A 24388-nucleotide genomic window follows, 5' to 3' on the forward strand; every position below is an offset into this window, starting at 1 on the left:
CCGCTACACGGGCCCGCGGGCGCCGGTCGGCCCGGCGTCGGTGCGGCCGGGGCCGTGGACTGCTCCGGCGCGGTGTCGGGCCGCCGCCAGTACTCGTCCGGGGCGCTGCCGGAGGTGGGGGTCGTCACGCCGTCCGACGCTACCAACGCCGCGGCCCGGCGACGGCCGGACGCGGCGGGCCCACCGGCTCGGCGCCGGTGACCGGGCCGCCGCTGCGTTAGTCTTGCCGCTCGTGAGCACCGAGTTTCCGGGGACGCCCGCGGTACGCGGCGACGACGACCGCACGGTCGACCTGAGCGACGACTTCGTGGTGCTGCCCGAGCAGACCGCCGACGACACCGACCGGGGCTGGGGCGAACGCTCCGGCGGCAACGACGACTGGCTGCTGGCCGAGCGCCCCCCGCACTGGGACTGAACCGCCTGGCCGGTCGGACCCGCTCGCCTGGCCGGGTCGAACCGCTTGCCCGGGTCGTGCCGGAGCCGCTCGCCCGGCCGGGTCTGACCCGCTAGCCCGGGGCGTGCCGGACCCGTCCGCCCGGGTCGGACCCGCTCGCCCGGCCTGCCGGACCCGCCGGCCTGTGGAAGACCGAGCCGTCTTGGAGGACCTGTACCTTCCAGGCGCTCGGGGACGGGAAGACACCGGGCGGTCTGTGGAGAATCCCGTCCGGCCTGTGGACAACGTCCCTCAGCCTGTGGATGACGGCCCGGCCCTGTGGACAACCGCGGCCGGGTGGCGTGACCCGCCGGCAGCAACTCCGCCTGCCGGGGGCGCACCCGCGCGGCCACGGAGAGGGTACGCAGGCAATGGCCCGGCCTCGGGAGCGCCGAGATCCCGGTGGCTCAGGGACGCCCGAACCCCGGTGACCCTGGTCGGCCACGAAGAACCCGGGGCGGCGGGAGGAGCCGGCCCCGGGTCGGTGCGGCGTGGGTCAGGACGCGCTGGCGGTGCTGGCGGCCGGGGTCTTGCTCGCCCCGCCGCCGGAGCCGTTCGAGCTGCTCGACGACGCCGAGGAGGACGAGGACGAGGCGGCGGTCGAGCCGGCCGAGGAGCCGGAGTCGCCGCCGGAGGAGGACGAGTCGGACTTCGCCGGCTTGGCGGCGCCGCCGTTCTTGCCGGTGTCGGCGCCGGACGAGCGCGAGTCGGTGCGGTAGAAGCCCGAGCCCTTGAACACGATGCCCACCGAGTTGAAGAGCTTGCGCAGCCGCCCCTCGCACGCCGGGCACTCGGTCAGCGGCTCGTCAGAGAAGGACTGCACCGCCTCGAGCTGGTGGCCGCACGCGGTGCAGGCGTACTGGTACGTGGGCACGGTCTCCTCCGGATCTGGCACGGCCGGTTGGCACTCGACGTCTTCGAGTGCCAATGGTGCGTCATCGCCCCCGGATTCGTCCAGCGGAAGTGTGGGGCGCGACACCCGCCGCGCCCCCGGGGGCGGCGTCCAGCGTACGCAGGCCGTCGGCGGGGGTGACCACCGCGCGCACCGGGCGGTCGTGCGGCTCGGCCGGCAGCGTCCCGACCAGTTCGCCGTCGTGCAGCGGGACCACGGTCAGCGCGGTCGCCGGCACCCGGGCCAGCGCCCGGTCGTACGAGCCGCCGCCCCGGCCCAGCCGCAGGCCCCGGCGGTCCACCGCGAGCGCCGGCACCACCACCAGCTCCGCCCCGGCCACCGCGTCCCGGCCCAGCCGCGGCCCGGCCGGCTCCCGCATCCCCCGGCCGGCGGCCACCAGCGCGTCCGGCCCGGTCCAGGCCGCCCAGTCCAGGTCGAGGTCGTCGCAGAGCACCGGCAGCAGCAGCTCGGCTCCCGGCGGCAGCGCCGCGTGCAGCACCGCCGGCAGGTCGGCCCCGCCCGGCTCGGAGCCGACCGGCACGTACGCCGTCATCCGGCGCGGGCGCAGCCGGCGTACGAGTGCCACCAGCTCGGCCTGGACGCGCCCGGCGGCCTCGGCCCGCCGGGGAGCGGTCAGCGCCCGGCGGGCGGCGAGCACGGCGGCGCGGGCGTCCCGCTTCGCCGCTTCCGCTTCATCAGAAAAATCGGGCACGCAACACTCCTGACGCAACGTTTGTCACCTGGTTGCTCTGTGTCAGCATCGCAAGCGACGGCGGCGGAACTTCCGGGGGGACCGAGTGACGCTACGCGGGCGGTTGACCACAGCCTTCCTGGCGGTGGTGCTCGGCCCGGTGGTGCTCGGGGCGTTCTTCGTCGGCTCGACCGTGGTCGCCGTCGACCGGAGCCGCTCCACCGAGCGGCTCGCGGTGGCCGCCGCGACCGTGCGCACCTCGGTCGACGCCCTCTGCCAGCAGCTGCGGGCCGCCGCCGACGCGGTCGCCCTGACCGGTGACCGGTCCGGCGCCGCGAGCCAGGTGGTCAGCCGTGGCCTGGCGGCCGCCGTGCGGGTCACCGACGGGACCGGCCGGGTCACCTACGCGACGCCCGGCGGGCCGGCCGAACCCTGGCGGGACTGCTCCGCCGCCGCGCCGGCCGGCGGCCCGGTGCGGGCGCTCGCCGCCCGGGTCGACCTGCGCGACCGGTCCGGCGGGTCGCTGGGCACGGTCGCCGCCGCGCATCCGGTCGACCCGGCCTTCGTGACGCGGCTCGCGGCCGTGACCGGCGTGGCGGTCACCCTGCTCGACGACGCCGAGGCGCCCGTCCGGCTCGCCCACAGCACCGAGTCGACCGGGGTACGCGACGCCGTGCTCGCCGCCGCCGGTTCGCTCCGCGGCGAGCGGGTCACCGAGACCGCCGACGGCCGGTACGTCCGCCGGGTCGGCCCCTCCGCCGGGCAGCCCCTGCCGCTGGTGCTCTCGGTCCCCAGCGACCAGCCGCCCGGCCTGTACGCCGCGCTGCTCGCGGCGGTGCTGGTGGCGGCCCTGCTGGCCGTGGTGGCCGCCTGGCGGCTGGCCCGGGTGACCACCCGCCCGCTGGTGGAGCTTGCCGGCGCGGTGGACCGGGTGGCCCGCGGCGACCTGACCGCCCGGGTGCCGGTGCGCAGCCGGGACGAGATCGGCCGGCTGGCCGGCGCGTTCAACCGGATGACCCGGGAGACGGGCACCTACGTGGCGGCGCTGACCAGCAGCCGGGACCAGCTGCGCGGGCACCTGGCGGTGCTGGGGGACACCCTGGCCAGCACGCACGACCTGCAACGCATCCTGCGGGTGATCCTGCACAGCGCGATCGCGGCGACGGGTGCCCGGGCCGGCGCGGTGCTGCTGGTCGACGACGGTGGGGTGCTCGTCGCGCAGTGCACCGAAGGGCTGGACGACCGCTGCCCGCCGGACGAGGGGGCCGGGCCGCTGCGGGTGCCGCTGGGCAGCGGCGTGGTCGGGGCCGTCGCGGCGACGGGAGAGCCGCAGCGCGGCCGGGTGGAGCCGTCCACCGTGCCGCCCGGCGAGCCACGCTGCCGGACGTACATCGCGGTGCCGTTCGCCGCCCCGGGCGCGACGGGCGCGGCCGACGCCGCCCGGGACGGGCCGCCCGCCCGCCCCGGGTCGGAGCCGGCGGCCCCCGCCGGGGCGCTCGGCGTGCTCGCCCTCTACGACCGGCTCGGCGCGGACGAGTTCGACGACGACGACCTGGTCACCCTGCGGACCTTCGCCGGGCACGCCGCCGTGGCGGTCGACAACGTACGGGTGCACGAGGAGGCGCAGCGGCTCTCGCTGACCGACCCGCTCACCGGACTGTGGAACTACCGCTACCTGCGGGAGTCGATTCGCCGGGAGGTCGAGCGGGCGAGCCGGTTCGGCCGGATGCTCAGCGTCCTCGCCCTCGACCTGGACCGGTTCAAGGACGTCAACGACACGCACGGGCACGCGGCGGGCGACGCCGTGCTGGCCGAGTTCGCCCGCCGGGTGCGCGGCGAGATCCGCGAGGTCGACCTCGCCTTCCGGCAGGGCGGCGAGGAGTTCGTGGTGCTGCTGCCGGAGACCGACGCCCGGGGTGCGACGATCGTCGCGGAGCGGCTCGGCGCGGCCGTCCGGGAGACCCCGATGGCGGCCGACGGGCACGGCGGGAGCGCGCCCGTGGCCATCGCGGTCACCGTCTCCATCGGCATCGCCGTCTATCCCGACCACGCGGGCACCGGCCAGGAGGTGCTGGACGCCGCCGACGACGCGCTCTACGCCGCCAAGGCGGCCGGCCGGGACACCTGGCGGATCGCCGGGGAGCGGACCGCTCCCGGGCGGGTCGAGGACGAGCGCGGCGGCGGCGAGCCCGGCGGCGGCGGGCGGGGCGACGGCGAGCGGGCCGACGGCGAGCGGGCCGACGACGAGCGGGCCGGCGACGGACGGGGCGCCGACCCGCCGGCCCTGGAGATCCCCGTCCCCGCGGGCGCGGTCAGTCCCGAGGACGGGATGCCGCGCGCCGGCGCCCCGCGCCAGCCGGCCCGGACCCGCCCGGATCCGGCCGATCCGGCCGACGCCGACCCGCGCACCGCGCCCCCCGGGCCCGGTGCCGACCCCCGGAACGCGCCGGCCGGACCCGGTCCCGCGCGGCCCGGCACGAGCGGCGGCGCGTCTTCCGGTCCTCACCCTCCACGGCAGAGCCGTGGCCGATAGTCTCGCGACATGTCGGAGCACTCAGCGAACCCCTCATCGGCGACCGCCGCAACCGGTCGCCCCCGCGCGGTCAAGGCCGTCATCCCGGCCGCCGGACTGGCCACCCGGTTCCTGCCGGCCACGAAGGCGGTGCCCAAGGAGCTGCTCCCGGTGGTCGACCGGCCGGTGCTGCAGTACATCGTCGAGGAGGCCACCCAGGCCGGCATCGGCGACGTCCTGCTGATCACCGGGCGGGGCAAGACGTCGATGGTGGACCACTTCGACCGCCGCCCCGACCTGGAGGCCCGGCTGGAGGAGAAGGGCGACGCCGAGCGGTTGGCCGCCGTGCGCCGCCCCAGCGAGCTGGCCGAGATCTACACCTGCCGGCAGCCCGAGCAGCTCGGCCTCGGCCACGCCGTCGGGTACGCCGAGTCGCACGTCGGCGACCAGCCCTTCGCGGTGCTGCTGGGCGACGAGTTCGTGAAGCAGTCCGAGCCGCTGCTGCCGGCCATGTTGGAACTCCAGGCGCGCACCGGCGGCGTGGTGCTGGCCTTCTTCGAGGTCGACCCGTCCGAGACCAAGCGCTACGGCATCGCCTCGGTCGAGCCGGCCGAGGCGGAGCTGACCGACATCGGCGAGGTCGTCCGGGTCACCGGCATGGTGGAGAAGCCCAAGCCGGAGGACGCGCCGAGCAACCTCGCGGTGCTGGGTCGCTACGTGCTGCCGCCCAGCATCTTCGACGCCATCCGGCGGACGAAGCCGGGCAGCGGCGGGGAGATCCAGCTGACCGACGCGATGGAACTGCTGCGCAACGAGGGCACGCCGGTGCACGCGATCGTCTACCGGGGCACCCGCTACGACACCGGCATGCCGTTGGGCTACCTCCAGACCGTGGTGCAGATCGCCGCCGAGCGCGACGACCTCGGCGGCGAGTTCCGCAAGTGGCTGGCCGAGTTCGTCAACGCCGACGCGTCGGGCGTGACTGGTACATGACAGCGTCGGCCGACGCCGAGGCGGCCGCGAACGAGTTGACGCCGCTCGCCGACTACCTGGGCAGCGTGCTGCGCAGGTTACGCGCGCTGCCTCCACTCGACCTCGACCTCACCCAGGCGCACGGCAACGTCCTCGCCGAGGACGTCGTCGCGCCGCACTCCTTCCCGGCCTTCGACCAGGCGGCCGTGGACGGGTACGCGGCCCGCTGGGAGGACATCTCCGGCGGCGGTCGGGGCGTGGGCTACGTCCCGACCCAGTCGGGCGGGCCGGGCGGGCGCAACGTGCGGCTCAACGTCGTCGGTGACCTCGGCGCGGCGAGCTGGCGCCCGGTCCGGCTCACCCCCGGCGCGTGCTTCTCCGTCGCCGCCGGGGCGCCGCTGCCGCTCGCCGCGGACGTGGTGGTCCCCGTCGAGTGGACCGACCAGGGCATGGCCGCCGTGGAGATCTTCCGCGTCCCCAAGCGGGGGTACGGGGTGCGCCGGGCCGGCGAGGAGCTGCCCGCCGGCACGCTGCTCGCCCGGGCCGGCACCTACGTCTCCCCGGCGCTGGTCGCGGTGTTCGCCGCCACCGGCATCGGGCACGTGGTGGTCCGGCCCAGCCCCCGGGTGGTCATCGTGGCCACCGGCGACGAACTGGTCGACGTGGGCCGGGGCAGCCAGCCCGGCCAGACGGTCGACGCCAACTCGCACGCGCTCACCGCGGCGGCGGCCGAGGTGGGCGCGCTGGCGTACCGGGTGGGCATCTGCGACGACGACCCGGAGGGGCTGCGCGGGCTGCTGGAGGACCAGACGCTGCGGGCCGACCTCATCATCACCACCGGGGGCACCGGCACCGGGCCGGGCGACATGGTGCGCCGGATCCTCTCCCGCCGCGAGGGCGGCCGGGCCGGGCCGGTCACGTTCACCGAGGTGGCGCTCTATCCGGGCACGGCGCTCGGCTTCGGCACGGTCGGCGCCGAGGAGGTGCCGGTGGTCTGCCTGCCCGGCGACACGGGCGCGGCCCTGATCGGCTTCGAGGTGCTGGCCCGCCCGGCGATAAACCTGCTGGCCGGGGCGGAGCCGGTGTTCCGGCCCAGCGTCCGCGCGCACCTGCTGGAGACGATCTCGTCCCCGGTGGGGCTGCGCGAGTTCCGCCCCGCCCACGTGGCCGAGCGGCGCGGCGGCGGCTACACGGTCCAGCCGCTCAACGGCGGGCCGTACACCCTCTCGGGGTTGGCCGAGGCGAACGGCCTGATGGTGCTCGGCGAGCGGGTGACCACCGCGGCGGCCGGGTCCACCGTGGACGTCCTCCTGCTGGACCGGCGCCGGTGAGCGGGACGTCCCGGTCGCCGGCGGACGGCCGGTCCGGCGCGCGCGGGGAGCGGTCTTGCGAGCGCGCGGTCGCGAGCGGAAGCTGACCCGGTGAATCTGTTCGGGGGTGGGCGGGCACCGGGCTGGCCGGCGGTGCTGGCCGACGGTCCGGTCGTGCTGCGGCCCTACCGGCGCTCGGACGCCGCCGCGTGGTCGGAGGTGCGCCGCGCCAATCGGGAGTGGCTCGCGCCGTGGGAGTCGTCCCTGCCGGGAAGCTGGCACGAGTCGAACTCGCCGGCCTCGTTCCGCTGGGTGCACCGCGACCAGCGCCGCTCGGCGCGCACCGGCGAGGGGATGCCGTTCGCGGTCTGCCTGCGCGAGGACGGGCGCGAGCGGCTCGTCGGGCACCTCAACGTCGGCAGCATCGTGCGGCGGGCGTTCTGCTCCGGGTACGTCGGCTACTGGGTGGACTCCCGGGTCGCCGGTCGCGGCATCATCCCGACCGCGATGGCGCTCGCCGTCGACCACGCCTTCGGCCCGGGCGGACTGCACCGGGTCGAGGTGAACATCCGCCCGGAGAACCGGCCGTCCCGGCGGGTGGTGGAGAAGCTGGGTTTCCGCGAGGAGTCGTACCACGTGCGGTACATGCACATCGACGGTGCGTGGCGGGACCACATCGGATACGCGATGACCAGCGAGGAGGTCGCGGCCGAGGGCGGGCTGCTGGCCCGCTGGCACCGTATCCGCGCCACCACCGGGTGAGCCGTCCCACGGGCGGGATCGGCGCGGCGCGTCACCATCCGCGTCGGCGGCCCGTAACCTCAAGTGACTGCAAGCTGTGGCAAGCGCTGCTCCGCCCGTACGATCCACGCACCCGACCACGATCGGTGGAAGATCCTGCGGTCGGGCGGCGGTTGCTCCGAATTCGGTGACGGGAGGGGTGAGGGTGCCGACCTCGGTGCTCCTCGCCGTCCTCGCCGCCGCCGGCCTGCTCGCCCTCGCGCCGGCGCTGGTCCGCCGGTACGACGCCACCGAGCGGCTGGTGGCGGAGCGGGCGCAGTCGACGGCGCGGGTGCTCCAGCGCCGCCGGCGGCGTCGTACTGTCCCGGGGCGGCGGCCGGTCCACCCGCCCCGCTCGCTCGTCGTCACGCTCAGCGAAGACAAGAGCACGGGCGGTCTCGCCGCTCCGGTCTCGGCACCGCCCGCCGCCCGCCGGTCGAGCCGGCTGCGCGCCGTGCCGCCCGCCGCGAAGAAGACCCGCCGCCGGCCCCCGCCCCGCCGGCAGCACACCCCCGCCGTCTACCGCCGGCGCCGGGTGCTCGCCGCGCTGCTGCTGCTCAACTTCGTCGAGCTGATCGGCGTGATCGTGGTCAGCCCCGGCTTCTGGATCAGCTTCGGCGTCACCGCCGCCCTGCTGGTCGCGTACGTCGTACACCTGCGGGCGCGGGCCGTGGCGGAGCGCCGGCGGCGGCGGGCGCACGCCCGGGAGGCGGCGTGGCTGGCCGCCCGGCAGGCCGAGGTGCGGCGGGAGCAGGCCCGCCGGGCGGCGGCCCGCCGGGAGGCGCAGCGCCGCCTGGCGGCCCAGCGCGAGGCGGTACGGCGCGCCGCGATGGGCCTGGACCGGCCGACCGACCTGCCCGCGGCGGCCAACGGCGGCTCCGTCTCCTATCGGCGTACGGGTGGCCTGCGGGGCCGCCCGTACCAGTCGGGCCGCGGCACCCACTCCGCCTGACCCTCCCGGTGCCGCGCTGGCGATCTTGGTGGGAATCGGTCCCTCTGGGGGCCTGTTCCTGCCAAGATCTCGCCGCGCCGGGGGTGGATTCGCGGCGGAGGCGGTGGACCTGTTAGCCTTGTCGCCGGCCCGCCCGGTGACAGCCGGGTGGGACCGAAGCCGGTTCGCCGGCGGAGGGGCTGTGGCGCAGACCGGTAGCGCACCTCGTTCGCATCGAGGGGGTCAGGGGTTCAAATCCCCTCAGCTCCACCCAGTTCGAAAGGCCGTCTCCGATCGTCGGAGACGGCCTTTCGCATTCGTCCAACAGAGTGCTGGCCGCCGCCCAGGGGCGGCGGCGGAGGCGCTACTCGTTGAACTCCTCGCTCCACTGGCATGACACGATCGGGTCCCAGCCATCCCAGCACACCCGCATCTGGTAGTAGCCGTCGTTTCCGACGTTGTACCCGGCCTTGTCGCAGCCCGAGTCACCGCCGTCGTCGACGGTGAGCACAAGTCGGTTCGTGGGTTCGAGCCACGACCGGTAGAACAACTCGCCCGTGACGCCATGACCGTCCGCACGGGTGTCACAGACCTTGAAAACGTCGCCGTCATCGATGAAGGTCATCGCGCCGCGGCCCCCCGAGAGGGTCAGCGTCTCGTCGGAGGCTATCGCGGCACCGCTGGAGCCGACGATCGTCGCGACGGCGACGCTGCCGACCACCGCGGCACGGGTGAACCAGGATTTCGACATGTGAGTCACTTCCACCTCGATCGAGTGCGTTTCTCGCAGGGAAGTTAGTCGAGGCGTACAGGATCGCCGAGCAACCTCGTCGATCTTTGAGTAAATCTTGAGCGGACAGACGACAGGCAGCTGGCATACCTGTCGCTCAATTGTCGACAGACGACAGCGCACGGATCGCGCGGGCTCGGCATGAACTCGGGGTCCCAACGAGCCGATCTGGCCGGCAGTGCTGGGGCCAGCCACGAGGCGGTAAGCCGCTCGACCCGGTAGGTCGGATCGTGCGCCGTAGGGGAGCTCCCCGATCCGTGGCAGGACCCCCTCGGCCGTAAGGCGGAGGGCGGCGGGGGCCGGTTGCGACGCACGTAGCACGACGGGCGCGACCGGAGGCCGATCCCGGAGGCGTCGCGGCTCCCTAGCGTCGTCGGCGTGAGAGAGAGTCTGGAGGAAACGGATGCGGCGGAGCCTCGGCGTCCCGCGCGATCACGTCGCCGGCGAGTACTACTGCTGCGGATTGTCGCTGCGTTGGTGACGGTGTTCGTGGCGTTGACCGGTGCCGGGTGGACCTACGAGACACTGTCGCGGCGCGGTGACGGTCAGCGGCATCCGGCGCCGGGCCGGTTGATCGACGTCGGGGGGCACCGGCTGCACCTGAACTGCACCGGAGCGGCCAGCGGTGGGCCGACCGTGGTCTTCGAAGCGGGGCTCGGCGAGTCGTCCACGACCTGGGCCACGGTTCAACAGGGCCTGACCGACACGTCGGGAACCGCCCGGGTGCGGGCGTGCAGCTACGACCGGGCCGGCTACGCGTGGAGCGAACCCGGGCCCGGCCGGCGAGACGCCGGGCGACTGGCCGAGGAACTGCACACGCTCTTGGACGCCGCTGGCGAACGCGGGCCGTTCGTCCTGGTCGGTCACTCCTTCGGTGGGCAGGTGGTGCGCCTGTTCGCCGATCGATGGCCAACCGAAACCGCCGGGTTGGTGTTGGTGGATGTCACCGACGAGCGGGCGACCGGCGCCTTGCAGGCGAGCGTACCGATCATCCGCGTGCAGATGGCCGGCTTCCGGTTCGCCGCCCGGATCGGCGTGGTGCGCCTGTTCCCGGGCAGCGCCGCCAGCAGCGACGCACCCCCGCCAGTGCGTGAGCACGCCGCGGTCGTCTATCGAAACACCAGCATGGCGACCTCCGCCGCGGAGGCCGCGGCGTCCGTGCACAGCGCCCGTCTGGTGCAGTCGACGGTACGTCCGGAAGCATGGGGAACCTGGCCCGTGGTCGTGATCTCCGCAGCCGGGCAACCACGCGAAGTGCTCGAGCACCACGCCGGGTTGGCCGCGCTGTCCGGCCGAGGAGAACACCTGACCGCCGAGACGACCAATCACTACGTGCACTACGGCCAGCCACAACTCGTCCTGGACTCGGTCCGCAAGGTGCTCGACGCGGGTTTCTGACGACGCAGGTAGCCGGTGAGGGCCGGGCGCCAGGGGCCCCCTCGGCCGCACCACCGACCACCGTGGCGCCCCCAGCCCGCGGGCCAGGGACCACCCCCTCGGCCGCACCACCGACCACCGCGCCCGAATCAGGTCGTGAAGTCGTCCCTCGCGTCCCGGGCGTCCTCCTGGACGTGCTCGCCGGGCTGCTCGCCGCGTATCTCGTCGCGGTGCATCACCCGTTCCGTCTGAGCCCGCTCGTCCCGGTTCATGTCGCCCAGCCGCGCCCGGGCGGGGCCGGCCACCTGCTCGGCCTTGTCGTTTGCCCTCTCCAAGCTCATGTCGCCTCCCAGTCGTTGTGGCGGACCGGGCGCCGTGCGCCCCTCCCGAGCCGCGTCCCCGCGCCCGGCGGGCGAAAACCTGTCGGCTGACCGGGCGACCGCCGGGATGGCCACGATGAGCGCCGTACTCCGGAGGTGCGTGAGCGGCAGTCGTGCCGCCTCGGGGGAATCGTGACCGATCGGGCGTCCGGAAGGATCACAGGTCGCGTCGCATGCAGACGCGGGGCCAGCGGTCCAGCCCGTGTGCGGCCTCACGTTCGCGGACGGCCCGCAGACCGGGCGTGAGGTCGCTGTCGTCGAGAGTCAGGAAACCGCAGCGCGCGTAGTAGGGGGCGTTCCACGGCACGTCAGCGAACGTCGTGAGGGTCAGTGCCGGTACGCCGGTGGCCGTCGCCCGGTCGGCGAGGTGGTCGAGCAGTCGGCGTCCCACCCCGCGGCGTGCGCTGCGCGGGTGCACCGACACCTGCTCGACGTGGAGGTTGCCGTCGACGACGTCGGCGATGAGGTAGCCGACCGGCACGTCGGTGGCGTCGGTGGCGACCCAGGCCCGGCCCGCCTGCTGGTAGCGGGCGAGGACGTCGGGCGGCAGGGGTTCGTCGTCGGCTATCTCCGGTATGCCGACGTCGCGGAAGCACTCCCCGGCCGCGCGTTCGATGTCCCGCAGGACGGACAGCTCAGTCTGACGAACCGCTCGGATGCGCACCGGGTCAGTGTGCCGCCGCAGCGGGTCGGTGTCGCCGGCATTGTTCGCCCGCGCTCACCCCGGCCGGGTCTCACGCGGGCCGGGGACGCCCAGCCCGCTGTCGACGGGGCCGTGCTTCACTCATCCGGTGAAGATCGCGGAGATCGAGCCCGGCGGCGACGAGCTGCTGGCGCGGACGCTGTTGTCGTTGCAGCGGGCCGCGTACGCGGTGGAGGCGTCGATCATCGGTGACGACCGCATCCCGCCCCTGCACGAGACGCTCGATGAGCTGCGCGCAACGCCGCTGCGATGGCTCGGCGCCTGCGACGACGGCCGACGACTGGTCGGCGCGATCGCGAGGAGCGAGGACCACGCGGAGGTGGACATCGACCGGCTCGTCGTCGATCCCGCGTCGCACCGGCAGGGGGTGGGCAGGGCGTTGGTGCGGGAGGTGCTCGCCCTGGCGGGTCACCGGCGGACGATCGTGGCCACCGGCAGGGCGAACCTGCCGGCGAGGGCCCTGTACGAGTCTTTCGGCTTCGTGCCGGCCGGGGAGAGCGAGGTCATCCCTCGCCTGTGGATCGCGCGGTACGTCCGCCACCCGTCTTCCACAGAGTGAGATTCGCCGGCGGGCCGGCCCGCCCGGGGAACGTACGCTGCCCAGGTGGGACGTCGGAAGGGCGCACGGGTGCTGGTCGTCGGCGAGGCGACGTACCGCTGGACGGTCTCCCACCGCCACCACGTCGCTCGTGCCGACGACGGCATGCCGCGCTGCGGCGAACGCCTCGCGGTACGCCGCGACGCGGCACCGGGCCGGCTGGAGATCGTCTTCATGGGGGGACCGGGGCGCATGGTGCCCGACGGTCTCCTGCACTCCGGCGGGGTGGCGACCGCTGACGGCTACCTGAACCTGCACCGGCCGGGCGCGGTGCGGGCGCTGCTCGACGAGGCGCTCGCCCGGGGCTGGCGACCCACCGACCCCAACCACGTCGAGTGCGACGGGTGGGACCTGTTCGACGGTGCCGTGGCCCGCCTGCGCGCCGCGGAGTCGGTCGCGACCACCCCACCCTGACCCGCGGGCCGGATCGGGTCGGTGGACCCGCCCGCCCCCGCCCGCCGTCGGCACGGCGAGCGGGGACCCTCGGTGGACCGGTCAGGCGTAGTAGTTGACGCTGACCGGCCAGGTGCCGGTGTACGGCGTCCAGCCCTGGAGCGTGGCGGGGATGCCCACCCGGGTGCTGCAGTTGATGACCTGGAAGTGCAGGTGCGGCCCGGAGGACGCGCCGGTGCTGCCCGACCAGCCGATGACCCGGCCCTGCGGGACCCAGGTGCCCGCGTTGTAGATCGCCCGGTTCAGGTGGGCGTAGTGGGTGCACTGGCCGTTCGAGTGCCGGATGATCACCTCGATGCCGTTCTGCCAGTACGGCGACCAGTTCGACATGATGATGGTGCCCGCCTGGGAGGCGGAGACCTCGTAGTTCGCCGGCAGGCCGAAGTCCCAGGCGTACTCGTTGTACGGGCCGACGTGCGAGTACGTGCCCTCCGGTCCCTGCGTGACCCGGTAGGCCTCGCCGGCCGGGTACGGCAGCTCGTAGTAGTAGTTCGCGGCGGAGGCCGGCGTGGCCCCGACGACGGCGGCACCGGCGACCATCAGCAGCGCGCTCACGGTCGCGCCGACCCGACGCAGGACCGTCCTCGTTCTGTTCACTGTGGATCTCCCCTACGGCTCAGCAGAGATTCAGCCTCGTCGTCGTCGACGGTGCCGCTGGGAACTGAACAACACGCCCGGTGGCGGATCAACGGACCTTGTGGACGTCTGGGGTGCGATCAGTGGTCGGCAGGGGTCGTCCGCGACGCCGGGTGACGAAGGGACGGCGTGGCGTCGGCGGAACCCGTAGCGCTTCCCGAGAGCCGGCGGGCGTGCGGGCGGTCACTACGCTGCCGCCCGTGGACCGTGTGACGACCGTGCTCGTGATGGGCGGCTGCGGGGCGCTCGCCGCCCTCCTCGTGGTGGGGCTCGTCGCGCTGGTCGTGACGGCCCACCGGCGGGAACGGGAGCGGCGGGAGCGGTGGCGGCAGTGGGCGGCCCACCACGGCTGGGCGTACGTCGAGCGTCCCCAGGTCGCCTGGGCCGACCGGGTGCCGGGCCGCAGCCGCCGGGGCGTGCGGTTCGCGTTGACCGGGACGCTGCGCGGCCGCCCGGTCGGGGTGGCCGAGTACGCGTACACCGAGACGCACACCTCGACCGGCGCGGACGGCAACCAGACCACCAGCTCACAGACCCACACGTACGTCGTCTGTTCGGTCTGGTTGCGGCGGCAGTTCCCGCCGCTCGCGGTCGCGCCGCGCCACCTGTTCTCGAAGCTGGGGCGCGCCCTGTTCGGCAGCGACACGTACGCCACCGGGTACGAGGAGTTCGACCGTCAGTGGCGGGTGGGCGCGGCGGCCCCGGGCCAGCAGGCCCTGGTCGGGCCGACCCTGATCGGCGCGCACCTGGCGGGGGCGGTGCCGGCCTGGAGCGTGCGCGGCGCCGAGCTCATCACCTACCGCCACGGCCGGCTGGAGGACCCCGCCCTGGTGCCGTCCCTGGTGACCCCGCTGATCACGGTCGCCGACCTGCTGGAGCAGGGCCGGTGACCAGGCGCCGGCCCGGGGAGGGGACGGGCCGGTGACAGCACGGGAGGCCGGCCCCGAGGGACCGGCCTCCCGTCACCAGGCGCGGACTACGGCTTCCAGGAGCCAGCGCTCTCGAACTTGTGCTTGTACTCCAGCGCGCCGTTCTTGTCGCGGACGTTGAACACCACGGTGCCCGCCCGCTTGCTGCCCTCGCGCAGGTTGTTGCCGGAGCTCAGGGTGTCGCCGCAGCCGGAGAGCGCGCTCGCCAGACCGTTGGTCGTGGTGCCGTCGTCGGCCACCCACTCGAAGTAGAACGGGTTGATCGAGCCCTTGCCCTTGGTCACCGTGGCGGTGACGTGGGCGATCAGGTACATGCCCTTGTCGGGATCCGGGGCGTACTCCCGGCAGCCCTTGGTGGCGGTGGTGAAGCGGGTGACGGTGACCTCGACCGTGCCGTCGTCGTCGCTGAGCACCAGCGTGTCGCCCGGCTTCATGTTGTAGGTCTCGTCGTCCTTGCCCGGGGCGGAGCTGGTGGCGGGCGCGCCGCCCGGCGCCGCGTTGGTGGTCGCCGGGGTGGGCAGGGCCTTCTCGATGTCGTCCTTCGCCTTGTCGGCGCCGGCGACGACCGCGGCGATGCCGCCGACGCAGCAGAGCAGGGTCAGCACGACCGCCACGATCGCGATGATCAGGACGGTCTTCTTCGTGTTGTTCGGCGGCGCGACCGGCTGCGGCGCGCCGAGCGGGTAGCCGGGCGCCCCGGACGTCATCTGCGGGTACGGCGTGCCCGAGACCGGCGGCTGCGGCATCCCGGAGGTGGGCTGGTGCGGCGCGGCCCACGGCTCGCCGGGCGCGCCCGACACGGGGGGCTGCGGGGCGCCCGAGACCGGCGGCTGCGGCGCGGCCCACGGGTCGTTGGTCGGCTGCTGCGGCACGGGCGGCAGCGGGGCCCACGGGTCGCCCGCGGGCTGCGGGCCGCCGGAGACCGGCGGCTGGGGCGGGTAGCCGCCCTGGTCGGCGGGGAACTGCGGCATCGGTGCCGTCGGGTACGGCTGCGGCTGCTGCTCCGGGCTCGGTTGGTTGGGATCCTGCGGCCCGTATGGGGGCTGGGGGTGACTCACCGTACTCCTAGGCACCTGACGACGACGGCAAACGCGGCTGACGCTACCGTGCGCGGACAACGGAACATCTTCGCGTGTCCGGCGGCGTGACGCTGTCCCCTGAACGGATTCTGTGCCGGGTCGAAGGGGCGAGGGGCCGGCGGCGGGTCAGTCCGGCAGCAGCACGGCGGCGGTGCGTACCAGGGCGTCGTCCACGCTGAACCGGCCGGTGACCAGGGCCGGCGGGCGGGCCGCCGGGGCGGCGTCGATCCGGGCCGGGGTGATGCGGGCGGTGAACGTGCCGGCGTCGGGGTCGAGTTCCACCAGCGCGTCGTGGAAGTCCAGCCAGGTGCCGACGACCGGGTGCCACACCTTGTAGACCGTCTCCTTCGCGCTGAACAGCACCGCCGGCCAGGAGGTCCCCGCCGGCAGGCGGGCGCAGCGGTCCTCCTCCTCGGGCAGGCAGACCAGCCGGCGTACGCCCGCGTTGAGTTCCTTGTGCCGCTCGGCGTCGATGCCGACCGACCGGATCTCGGCGCTGCTCGCGGCGGCGGCCGCGCAGTAGTCGCGGGTGTGGGTGATGGCGCCGACCACGCCCGCCGGCCAGACCGGCGACCGGTCGGCGGCCGACGGGACCGCGACCGGCGGCACGCCGAGCGCCGCCATGGCCCGCCGGGCGCACACCCGCCCCGCGGTGAAGTCGCGGCGGCGGCTCTGGACCGCCCGGTCGCTCAGGCACGCCCGCTCGGCCGGCAGCAGCTCGCCCGTCCAGTCCGCCGGCCCGGCCACCGCCACCGCCACCGCCGGCGGCAGCAGGTCACGCATCGCCGCCCCCCGAGAGGTACGACCGCACGCGCGTCCGCTCGGCGTCGAGCGCGTCGGCCGGCACCGGCGGCGACTCCGGCCACAGGTCCACCGCCGGCTCGCCGTCGCGGGCCTCCCAGGTGCCCACGACCCGCCCCCGGTGCACCACGACCGGCGAGATCCACCCGGCGGCCCGGCTGACCGCGGCGCGCCGGTCCGCGGGGACGATCGTGGTGTCCTTCGTGCCGGGCCCGAGCACCCACTGGTCGAAGGCGGGGAGCAGGCGTACGGCGTCGTCGGGGCGGGCGGCGGCGATCTCGTCCACGTCGGCGGCCCGGGCGTACGCGGGCCGGTCGTCGACGGTCACCGGCACCAGCTCGCCCGCGTCGACGAGCCGGGCGAACCAGGCGCGCAGCGCCGCCCGCTTCGAGCCGCCGCGGCTCAACCACTGGTCGAAGGTCTCCGCGTCCGCCGGCCCGTACGCGCCCAGCCACGCCGGCACCACCCGGGACGCGGCCTCCTCCGGCGCGGGCAGCCCGGGCCAGTCGGGCAGCAGCGTCTCCGGCCGGGTGAAGGTGACGCGGTTGCCCTCGGGCGGCCCCTGCACCAGCAGGCCCTGCCAGGCCAGCGGCTTGAGCACCGCCCCCCAGCCCGAGTCGAGGTGCCCGGCGACCGTCGGGTCGCCGGTGCGCTCGACGATCTCGGTGGTGAGCTGCTCCCGGGTCAGCGTCCGGCCGTCCAGCGCGGCGACGGCCGCGTCGGCGATCGCCGCCAACCGGTCAACGGTCACGAAGGCGCGCTGCCACGAGCCCTTCTCCCAGAACCGGCCGGCGGCCAGCAGGGACAGGCAGGCGGGCGCGTCCTCGACGCGCAGCACGTGCAGGGTGCCGCGCATCGCCCAGGTGCGCAGCAGCCGCCGCTGCGCCAGCGCGGACGCGACGGCCCCGGGCCGGGGATCGGGCTGTCGGGCGGCGACGGCCTGCTCGGCGGCGGAGGGGACCTGCGCCTGCACGCCGACCAGCCGGCCGACCACGTCGACGGGGTCCACGCCCGCCGGCCGGTGCAGCAGGTGCCGGCCGGAGCGCCAGGCCAGCACCTGGTCTACGGTGAGGGTCGCGACAGCCATGGTTGGTGAACGTACCGCAGCGGCGTAACGCCGCAGCGTTCCGTGGCGTTGACGGGACGTCGCCGGGGGACGACCGGCCATCCATTGTCGACACGGCCCGGGCCGGGCCGCCACGTGGAACCGGAGAGGGAGTGCGATGACCGGTGCTGCGGAAGACCCGGCGTCCCCCGTGGACGGACACGCGCCGTTGGCGCCGACGTGGGCCTGCGGCACCTGCGGCGCCGACTGGCCGTGCGCCGCCAAGCGTGCCCGGTTGCTGGCGGAGTTCGAGGTCGACCCCGCGATGCTCAGCGTCTACCTGGCTTCCTGCCTCGCGGCCGCCGCCCGGGACCTGCCGCCCGTCTCCGGGGTCTCCCTCCAGGACCGGTTCATCGGCTGGCTGCCCCGGCAGCCCAGACATCCCTGACGCCCGGTCACGCCCGGCCCGGTACGGGCTCCTCCACCTCGTAGTTGATCGCCGCGACCGCCCGCTGGGTGAAGGATGCCCCCCGGGCGGGAATTTCCAGCATGTGAACAACCGGATGATCCCGCTGACAGCGGACGCGGGCGACGAAGCGCCAGGCCGGTCCGGAACTTCGTGAGCCGATCGGACCCCGGCGGCGGGACCGCCAGGGGCCGACGATCGGCGCGTCAGAAACGCCGCCCGGGAGCCGCCGGGGCGCCCTCGTTCCGGCTCGTGGAGAGCCGCTTGGAGGGCTTTCGCCGTTTCGTACCGTTCGCGCGGGATGACGGAGTGTCAACGACCGGGTGTGATCCCGGTGTACGGCGACCCCTCGGTCGGAAATCTGACCGAAGTCGCCCCGTTGTGCCGGTGGTACGGGGTGGTTAAGCTTCCTGTGCGCGCCCCAATCGCCCGCTTCCCCCGTGGCAGGCGATCGGGGCGCGCTTCTCTGTTGACGGGCCCGTACGCCACGCGTGCGGGCCCGTTTCGCTCTGCCCGCCGCCGCCGGACGGCCCCGAGAGGCGGCCGGCGGATCGCGCGCGGCCGGTCAGATCCAGCGGCCGTCCAGCCACATCCGCGCCGACCACTCGGCGTACGGGAGCAGCTTGCCGACGAAGATCGGATAGAAGTACGCGAAGCAGAGCGCGACCAGCAGGACGTACGCCCCGGCGACCACCCCGCCCACGAGCCGCCGGTCCTGGCCGGCGTCGACCGGCGCGAGGCTGCCGTCCCCGGTCGGTCCCGCCGGCGTGACGATCGCGCCGAGCACGTAGACCACCGCCAGCACCAGGAACGGCAGCGCCGGCGCGGTGTAGAAGGAGAACATCGTGCGGCCGTCGAGCGCGAACCAGAACCACGGCAGCAGACCGGCCGCCACGACGAGCAGGATCGTGCCGGCCCGCCAGTCCCGCCGGGCCACGCCGAGCCAGGCCAGCGCCACCAGGGCGGGCAGGAACGACCACCAGAGCAGGGGAGTGCCGAGCAGGAGGACCTCCGAGGCGCAGCTCGGCGCCCCGCACGCCCCTTCGCCGGACCAGTAGAAGGCGACCGGCCGGCCCAGCAGCAGCCACTGCCACGGCCACGACTGGTACTTGTGCGGGTCGTCGAGGCCGGTGTGGAAGCCGTACGCCGCCCTGTGGTACTCGATGAGGTTGATCAGTGCCCCGAGGACGGGGGTGTCGCTCAGCGGGGCGTTCGGGTACCGCTCCGCGAGGCGGTAGTAGCCGTCGTCGCCGAGCAGCCAGCCGGACCAGGTGGCGACGTAGGTGAGCACCATCAGCACCCCGGCCAGCACCAGCCAGGGCAGCTCGTCGAGGGCCGTGTCCCGCCACGGGCGGCGGGCGCCCGCGCCGCGGCGGACCCCGACCTCCCAGAAGATCACCAGCAGCGCGAAGACGGGCAGGAAGTAGAGCGCGCTCCACTTCACCGCGCAGGCGCAGCCGAACAGCACCCCGGCGGCCAGCCGCCACCACGGCCAGTCCCGCCAGCCGCCCGCCGGTCGCCCGGCCCGCCCCGGCCGGCCCGGGTCGAGGCCCGCCTCCAGCGCCCGGGCCCACCGGCGCCGCCGGGCGTCCCGGTCGAGCACCAGGGCGCCGAACGTGGCCAGCACGAAGAACAGCAGGAAGATGTCGAGCAGCGCCGTGCGGGACAGCACCAGGTGGAAGCCGTCCAGCGCGAGCAGCAGGCCGGCGGCGCAGCCGAGCGCGGTCGAGCGGAACATCCGCCGGCCGATGCGGACCAGCAGCAGCACCGACAGGGTGCCGACGACCGCCGCCGAGAACCGCCAGCCGAACTCCGGCGCGGTGGTCATCAGGTGCCCCGGCACGGAGATGCCGTGCTCGGTGTCGGAGTAGCCGAAGGCCCACTCGCCGAGCCCGATCAGCCACTTGCCCAGCGGCGGGTGGACCACGTACGAGGGGCCGTTGTCCTTGTAGTTCCACTCGACGCCCTTGTCGACCAGGGCCCAGCCCTCGCGGGCGTAGTAGATCTCGTCGAAGATCTTTCCCGGCGGGTGGCTCAGGCCGACGAACCGCAGGATCGCCGCGATCGCGACGATGACGCCGGTGGCCAGCCAGGAGCGCCCGTCCAGCCGGGCCTCCACGGTCGCCAGCCGGCGCCGGACGACGCCGGGAACGCCGCCGCCGGCAGCCGGGGACGGCCCTTGCGGTGGGCCCCCCGCCGTGGCGTCCGGTTCCGCCTGGTCCGCGCTCTGTGCTGTCGACGCGCTCGTCACCCGGCGATCGTAGGCTGCGGAGGTGCCCGGTGGCGCCCGTCGTCTCCGATACCGGGCACCTGTGTCTATGAAGGAGCTGTTCTCGTGGGTGAAATGTCCGACACCGGGCGCCTGATCCTCCTCGGCGCGCCGCTCGGCAACCCGGCGGACGCCTCGGCCCGCTTCCGCGAGGTGCTCGCCGCCGCGGACGTGGTGGCCGCCGAGGACACCCGCCGGCTCACCCGCCTGGCCCGCGACCTGGACGTCACCGTCGGCGGCCGCATCGTCTCCTACTTCGAGGGCAACGAGGAGCGGCGCACCCCCGAGCTGGCCGACGTGCTGACCGCCGGCTACGTGGTCGCCCTGGTCACCGACGGCGGCATGCCCAGCGTCTCCGACCCGGGCTACCGGCTGGTCCGGGCCGCACTGGACGCCGGCGTGCCGGTCACCGCCGCGCCCGGCCCGAGCGCGGTCACCACCGCCCTGGCGCTGTCCGGGCTGCCCTGCGACCGGTTCTGCTTCGAGGGATTCCTGCCGCGCACCCCCGGCGCCCGCCGGTCCCGGCTGCGGGCCCTCGCGGCCGAGGAGCGGACGCTGGTCTTCTTCGAGGCGCCGCACCGCATCGGCGGGGCGCTCGCCGACCTGGCCGCCGCGTTCGGCGCCGACCGGCCCGCGGCGCTGTGCCGCGAGCTGACCAAGACGTACGAGGAGATCGTCCGCCGCCCGCTCGGCGAGCTGGCCGACTGGGCCGCCGAGCGGGAGCCGCGCGGCGAGATCACGCTGGTGGTGGCGGGCGCGCCCGAGTCGGCCCCGGAACGGCCCGACGACGACACGCTGCGGGCCGCCGTCGCCGCCCGCGAGGCCGCCGGCCTGTCCCGGCGGGACGCGATCACCGAGGTCGCCACGGAGTACGGCCTGCGCCGCCGCGAGGTCTACGGCGTCGTGCACGCCTAGCGGGACGTCGACGCCCGCGGCGGCCCGAAGGGGACTCCGGGCCGCCGCGGCGGCCCGCGGCGCCGTCAGTCGGCCAGGTTGACCCACACGTCGGTGACCCACAGCGGGTGGTTGCAGTTGGCCTGCGACCAGGTCGGGCCCGGCTGCAGCCACGGCCCCGTCCGGTAGGTGCCGTCGTTGCACCGCACCAGCACCTGGAACGCGGGCATGCCGTAGTTGCACCGGGCGATGCCGTAGTACCAGCCCATCTCGGCGAAGCAGCCGGCCGGCGGTTGGTGGACCCCGGCGGAGGCCGGGCTGGCGGTGCCGACGAGGCCGCCGACGGCCATCGACGTGGTGGCCGCGCCGAGGGCGAGGCGACGGATGGTCTTGGAGATGCTCATGTCGACGACCGTATTGATCGGTCCTGTCGTCCCGCTGTCGTCCCGCTGTCGCGTCCGGCCGGGCGCCGCGCCGGCCCGGCCAGGACGGCGCAACCCCTGCCGGCGGGGCGGCTCACCAGGCGGCGACGAGGAAGCCGAGGGTGATCGCCAGCGGGCCGGCCACCGCGCCCGTCACCGCCCAACGTCGCTTCCGGGGGTCGGCGATCCGGGTGGACCCGGTCCACCGGGCGATCCCGGCGCAGCAGCCCGACACCACCAGCAGGCCGAGCAGCCAGCGCAGGTGCCCGGCCGCGCCGGTGTCCGCGTACGCGGTGCCGCCGTCCGGGCCGGTCATCCGGGCCGGCAGCGACGCGCCGGTCGCGGTCCGCTCCGCGGCCACCCCGCTGACCCGTACGCCGTGCGCGATCCACGGCTCGTCGGCGGCGAGGAAGTTGCCCCGGCAGCGTTGGGTGAGCCCGCCCCCGTCGCAGTCGACGATCACCACCGTGCCCCGCGTGGCGTGCCCCACCGCCAGCCAGAACGGTCCCGCGCTCACCCAGGAGAAGAAGGCCGCGACCAGGCTCAACACCAGCAGCGCGGCCAGCCCCGGCAGCGGGTCGGGCGGGTGCGGGGCGCGCCGGGGGCGCCGGCCGCCGTCCCGGGGCGTCCGCTGCCGCTCGTGCGGCGGCTCCTCCCTGATCGGCGTGCCGTCCCAGTGCACCTGCTCGATCGGCGGCCAGTACGCCCCGTCGTCGCCGTCCGGCGTACCCCCGTCGTCCGGCGCGTCCCCGTCGGGGCGACGTCCCCGGCGGGGCCGGTGCTGGGGCTGCCGGACCGGGACCCGGCGCGGGACGGCGTCGACCGGCGCCCCGGTCGTGGGCTCGACCTCGACGGCGGGTTCGGCGGGTTCGGCGGGCGGGTCCGGCGGTGGTTCCGGTGGCGCGGCGGCCGGGACCGCCCGCGGATGCGGCGCGAGGGCGCCGCGCGACGCGCCGGCCGCACCGCCGCCCGCCGGGCCGGAGGCGCGGTCGTCGTGGTCCCGGGCCGCTCGTCTGCCAGTCACGACGTTCATTGCACCCCGCCACCGGTGCGCGGGCAGGCAGGTCAGGCCGCGTGTCGGCGACAAATCGGACCAACGGCCGACCCGATTCGGCCGGACCGCCGACCCGCGGGCCCTATTGGTTCGCGATCCTCGGAAGCGGGTCACTAGGCTTGCTGGTCATGAGTCACGTTCTCGCGGCGGTTGCCTGGCCGTACGCCAACGGCCCGCGCCACATCGGCCACGTCTCCGGTTTCGGCGTTCCCTCCGACGTCTTCAGCCGGTACATGCGGATGGCCGGTCACGACGTGCTCATGGTGTCGGGCACCGACGAGCACGGCACCCCGATCCAGGTGCAGGCGGACGCGGACGGGGTCACCCCGCGCGAGCTGGCCGACCGTTACAACCGGGTGATCGTCGAGGACCTGCACGGACTCGGGCTCTCCTACGACCTGTTCACCCGCACCACCACCCGCAACCACTACGCCGTGGTGCAGGAGCTGTTCGAGGGGATGTACCGCAACGGCTACATCGTCCCGAAGACCACCATGGGGGCGATCTCCCCGTCCACCGGCCGGACGCTGCCCGACCGCTACATCGAGGGCACCTGCCCGATCTGCGGCTACGACAGCGCCCGTGGCGACCAGTGCGACAACTGCGGCAACCAGCTCGACCCGATCGACCTGATCGACCCGAAGTCGCGGATCAACGGGGAGACCCCGAAGTTCGTCGAGACCGAGCACTTCTTCCTGGACCTGCCCGCCCTGGCCGACGTGCTGCGGCAGTGGCTGGACACCCGGGAGGGGTGGCGGCCGAACGTGCTGCGCTTCTCGCGGAACCTCCTCGACGACCTCCAGCCGCGGGCCATCACCCGCGACCTGGAGTGGGGCGTGCCGATCCCGCTCGACGGCTGGCGGGACCGCCCCGACAAGCGGATCTACGTCTGGTTCGACGCGGTGATCGGCTACCTCTCCGCCTCGATCGAGTGGGCCCGCCGCTCCGGCGACCCGGAGGCCTGGCGGAAGTGGTGGTCCGCCGACGCCGAGGGGAAGGATGCCCGCGCCTACTACTTCATGGGCAAGGACAACATCGTCTTCCACTCGGTGATCTGGCCGGCGCTGCTCTCCGGCTACTCCGGCGAGGGCGACCGCGACGGCGAGCCGGGCGGGCTGGGCCGGCTCAACCTGCCCACCGAGGTGGTCTCCAGCGAGTACCTGACCATGGAGGGGCGCAAGTTCTCCTCCTCCCGGCGGGTCGTCATCTACGTCCGGGACTTCCTGGAGCGCTACGACGCCGACGCGCTGCGCTACTTCATCGCCGCCGCCGGCCCGGAGAGCAACGACACCGACTTCACCTGGGCCGAGTTCCTCCGCCGCAACAACGACGAGCTGGTCGCCGGCTGGGGCAACCTGGTCAACCGGTCCATCTCCATGGCGGCGAAGAACTTCGGCGCGATCCCGCCGGTCGATCCCGCCGGGCTCACCGAGGCCGACGAGGCCCTGCTCGCCGTCGCCCGGGCCGGCTTCGCCACGGTCGGCGACCTGATCGCCCGGCACCGGCAGAAGCAGGCCATCGGCGAGGCGATGCGGGTCGTCGCCGAGGCCAACAGGTACCTCTCGGAGCAGGCCCCGTGGAAGCTCAAGGGCGAGGCCGACAAGCCCCGGATGGGCACCATCCTGCACGTCGCCCTCCAGGTGGTCAGCGACGCCAACACGCTGCTCACCCCGTTCCTGCCGCACTCCGCGCAGAAGGTCCACGAGCTGCTCGGCGGCACCGGCGTGCACGCCCCGATGCCGGTCATCGAGGAGGTCGCCGACCTCGACGGCGGGCCCGCGTACCCGGTGCTGACCGGCGACTACTCGGTCGGCGCGCGCTGGGAATCCGTGCCGCTGGAGGTGGGCCGGGAGTTGGCCGCGCCGAAGCCCGTCTTCCGCAAGCTCGACCCGTCGATCGTCGACGAGGAGCTGGCCCGCCTGGCCGGCTGAGTCACCCGTGCCGACGGGCGCGACCCCCTCGGGGTCGCGC

At 74.8% G+C, this 24388-nt stretch carries 25 protein-coding genes and 1 tRNA gene; 14 read left to right on the forward strand and 12 right to left on the reverse strand.

Annotated elements, in window-relative coordinates; translation table 11 throughout:
* Positions 1-232: 232 nt before the first annotated feature.
* On the forward strand, positions 233-415 hold the full coding sequence (locus ACSNOB_RS20630; protein ID WP_091107652.1) for a hypothetical protein: 183 nt from the start codon (positions 233-235) through the stop codon (positions 413-415).
* Positions 416-929: 514 nt separating this feature from the next.
* Here the strand turns inward: ACSNOB_RS20630 and ACSNOB_RS20635 are convergent.
* Both ACSNOB_RS20635 and ACSNOB_RS20640 read right to left on the reverse strand, forming a co-directional pair.
* Complete coding sequence (locus tag ACSNOB_RS20635; protein ID WP_393102354.1) at positions 930-1307, reverse strand: FmdB family zinc ribbon protein; 378 nt, start codon at positions 1305-1307, stop codon at positions 930-932.
* Positions 1308-1368: 61 nt separating this feature from the next.
* Positions 1369-2037, reverse strand: coding sequence for a 5-formyltetrahydrofolate cyclo-ligase (locus ACSNOB_RS20640; RefSeq protein ID WP_436688113.1), 669 nt, complete (start codon positions 2035-2037; stop codon positions 1369-1371).
* A gap of 85 nt (positions 2038-2122) precedes the next feature.
* Between ACSNOB_RS20640 and ACSNOB_RS20645 the strand changes: the two genes are divergently transcribed.
* The 6 genes from ACSNOB_RS20645 (at position 2123) to ACSNOB_RS20670 (ending at position 8791) form a co-directional block, all read left to right on the forward strand.
* Positions 2123-4549, forward strand: a complete 2427-nt coding sequence (locus tag ACSNOB_RS20645) for a diguanylate cyclase (RefSeq protein ID WP_436688114.1) — start codon at positions 2123-2125, stop codon at positions 4547-4549.
* A gap of 9 nt (positions 4550-4558) precedes the next feature.
* Positions 4559-5521 (forward strand): UTP--glucose-1-phosphate uridylyltransferase, encoded by a 963-nt coding sequence (locus ACSNOB_RS20650; RefSeq protein WP_436688115.1) that lies wholly within the window; start codon positions 4559-4561, stop codon positions 5519-5521.
* Positions 5518-6831 (forward strand): molybdopterin molybdotransferase MoeA, encoded by a 1314-nt coding sequence (locus tag ACSNOB_RS20655; protein WP_393102357.1) that lies wholly within the window; start codon positions 5518-5520, stop codon positions 6829-6831. The genes ACSNOB_RS20650 and ACSNOB_RS20655 overlap by 4 nt, the downstream gene beginning before the upstream one ends.
* Positions 6832-6963: 132 nt before the next feature.
* Positions 6964-7572, forward strand: coding sequence for a GNAT family N-acetyltransferase (locus tag ACSNOB_RS20660; RefSeq protein ID WP_393102915.1), 609 nt, complete (start codon positions 6964-6966; stop codon positions 7570-7572).
* A gap of 178 nt (positions 7573-7750) precedes the next feature.
* Positions 7751-8542: a divisome protein SepX/GlpR gene (gene sepX / locus ACSNOB_RS20665; RefSeq protein WP_436688116.1), complete on the forward strand. Its 792-nt coding sequence runs from the start codon at positions 7751-7753 to the stop codon at positions 8540-8542.
* A 175-nt stretch (positions 8543-8717) separates the two neighbouring features.
* Positions 8718-8791, forward strand: a tRNA-Ala gene (locus tag ACSNOB_RS20670).
* A gap of 94 nt (positions 8792-8885) precedes the next feature.
* Here ACSNOB_RS20670 and ACSNOB_RS20675 read toward each other — a convergent pair.
* Positions 8886-9272 carry a hypothetical protein gene (locus ACSNOB_RS20675; protein ID WP_436688117.1) on the reverse strand — a complete coding sequence of 129 codons (387 nt, stop codon included), beginning with the start codon at positions 9270-9272 and terminating at the stop codon, positions 8886-8888.
* A 516-nt stretch (positions 9273-9788) separates the two neighbouring features.
* On the opposite strand from ACSNOB_RS20675, the gene ACSNOB_RS20680 reads away from it, so the two are divergent.
* The gene (locus ACSNOB_RS20680; protein WP_436688118.1) at positions 9789-10709 is read left to right on the forward strand and encodes an alpha/beta fold hydrolase; all 921 of its coding nucleotides are present in this window, start codon (positions 9789-9791) and stop codon (positions 10707-10709) included.
* Between the two features lie 128 nt (positions 10710-10837).
* Here ACSNOB_RS20680 and ACSNOB_RS20685 read toward each other — a convergent pair whose 3' ends face one another.
* Together ACSNOB_RS20685 and ACSNOB_RS20690 are read right to left on the reverse strand one after the other, a co-directional pair.
* On the reverse strand, positions 10838-11029 hold the full coding sequence (locus tag ACSNOB_RS20685) for a general stress protein CsbD (protein ID WP_436688119.1): 192 nt from the start codon (positions 11027-11029) through the stop codon (positions 10838-10840).
* A 196-nt stretch (positions 11030-11225) separates the two neighbouring features.
* Positions 11226-11732, reverse strand: coding sequence for a GNAT family N-acetyltransferase (locus tag ACSNOB_RS20690; protein ID WP_436688120.1), 507 nt, complete (start codon positions 11730-11732; stop codon positions 11226-11228).
* 127 nt (positions 11733-11859) lie between these two features.
* Here ACSNOB_RS20690 and ACSNOB_RS20695 point away from each other — a divergent pair, with 127 nt between their 5' ends.
* Both ACSNOB_RS20695 and ACSNOB_RS20700 read left to right on the forward strand, forming a co-directional pair.
* On the forward strand, positions 11860-12330 hold the full coding sequence (locus ACSNOB_RS20695) for a GNAT family N-acetyltransferase (protein WP_436688121.1): 471 nt from the start codon (positions 11860-11862) through the stop codon (positions 12328-12330).
* A 45-nt stretch (positions 12331-12375) separates the two neighbouring features.
* Positions 12376-12783: a hypothetical protein gene (locus ACSNOB_RS20700; protein ID WP_436688122.1), complete on the forward strand. Its 408-nt coding sequence runs from the start codon at positions 12376-12378 to the stop codon at positions 12781-12783.
* 81 nt (positions 12784-12864) lie between these two features.
* On the opposite strand, the gene ACSNOB_RS20705 is transcribed toward ACSNOB_RS20700, so the two are convergent.
* Positions 12865-13419 (reverse strand): M23 family metallopeptidase, encoded by a 555-nt coding sequence (locus ACSNOB_RS20705; protein WP_436688123.1) that lies wholly within the window; start codon positions 13417-13419, stop codon positions 12865-12867.
* Positions 13420-13658: 239 nt separating this feature from the next.
* Here ACSNOB_RS20705 and ACSNOB_RS20710 point away from each other — a divergent pair, with 239 nt between their 5' ends.
* Complete coding sequence (locus ACSNOB_RS20710; RefSeq protein WP_436688124.1) at positions 13659-14348, forward strand: hypothetical protein; 690 nt, start codon at positions 13659-13661, stop codon at positions 14346-14348.
* Positions 14349-14434: 86 nt separating this feature from the next.
* On the opposite strand, the gene ACSNOB_RS20715 is transcribed toward ACSNOB_RS20710, so the two are convergent.
* The 3 genes from ACSNOB_RS20715 to ACSNOB_RS20725 all read right to left on the reverse strand — a co-directional run bounded on the left by ACSNOB_RS20715 (position 14435) and on the right by ACSNOB_RS20725 (position 17354).
* The gene (locus ACSNOB_RS20715) at positions 14435-15445 is read right to left on the reverse strand and encodes a hypothetical protein (protein ID WP_436688125.1); all 1011 of its coding nucleotides are present in this window, start codon (positions 15443-15445) and stop codon (positions 14435-14437) included.
* Positions 15446-15592: 147 nt separating this feature from the next.
* A complete protein-coding gene (locus ACSNOB_RS20720; protein WP_436688126.1) occupies positions 15593-16249 on the reverse strand; it encodes a 4'-phosphopantetheinyl transferase family protein in 657 nt (218 codons plus the stop codon).
* Entirely contained in the window at positions 16242-17354 is a 1113-nt protein-coding gene (locus ACSNOB_RS20725; protein WP_436688127.1) for a winged helix DNA-binding domain-containing protein, read from the reverse strand. Before ACSNOB_RS20725 ends, ACSNOB_RS20720 begins: the two co-directional genes overlap by 8 nt.
* A 136-nt stretch (positions 17355-17490) precedes the next feature.
* Here ACSNOB_RS20725 and ACSNOB_RS20730 point away from each other — a divergent pair, with 136 nt between their 5' ends.
* Positions 17491-17760, forward strand: a complete 270-nt coding sequence (locus tag ACSNOB_RS20730; protein ID WP_436688128.1) for a hypothetical protein — start codon at positions 17491-17493, stop codon at positions 17758-17760.
* A gap of 583 nt (positions 17761-18343) precedes the next feature.
* Here the strand turns inward: ACSNOB_RS20730 and ACSNOB_RS20735 are convergent.
* The gene (locus tag ACSNOB_RS20735; RefSeq protein ID WP_436688129.1) at positions 18344-20029 is read right to left on the reverse strand and encodes a dolichyl-phosphate-mannose--protein mannosyltransferase; all 1686 of its coding nucleotides are present in this window, start codon (positions 20027-20029) and stop codon (positions 18344-18346) included.
* A gap of 93 nt (positions 20030-20122) precedes the next feature.
* On the opposite strand from ACSNOB_RS20735, the gene rsmI reads away from it, so the two are divergent.
* Positions 20123-20962, forward strand: a complete 840-nt coding sequence (rsmI, locus tag ACSNOB_RS20740; protein ID WP_393102917.1) for a 16S rRNA (cytidine(1402)-2'-O)-methyltransferase — start codon at positions 20123-20125, stop codon at positions 20960-20962.
* 65 nt (positions 20963-21027) lie between these two features.
* On the opposite strand, the gene ACSNOB_RS20745 is transcribed toward rsmI, so the two are convergent.
* Complete coding sequence (locus ACSNOB_RS20745) at positions 21028-21345, reverse strand: hypothetical protein (protein ID WP_393102373.1); 318 nt, start codon at positions 21343-21345, stop codon at positions 21028-21030.
* Between the two features lie 112 nt (positions 21346-21457).
* The gene (locus tag ACSNOB_RS20750; RefSeq protein WP_436688130.1) at positions 21458-22396 is read right to left on the reverse strand and encodes a hypothetical protein; all 939 of its coding nucleotides are present in this window, start codon (positions 22394-22396) and stop codon (positions 21458-21460) included.
* Between the two features lie 149 nt (positions 22397-22545).
* On the opposite strand from ACSNOB_RS20750, the gene metG reads away from it, so the two are divergent.
* A complete protein-coding gene (metG, locus tag ACSNOB_RS20755) occupies positions 22546-24348 on the forward strand; it encodes a methionine--tRNA ligase (protein WP_436688131.1) in 1803 nt (600 codons plus the stop codon).
* Positions 24349-24388: the final 40 nt, after the last annotated feature.

Origin of the sequence: Micromonospora sp. URMC 106 (assembly GCF_051386395.1) — a bacterium.
Classification (GTDB): domain Bacteria; phylum Actinomycetota; class Actinomycetes; order Mycobacteriales; family Micromonosporaceae; genus Micromonospora.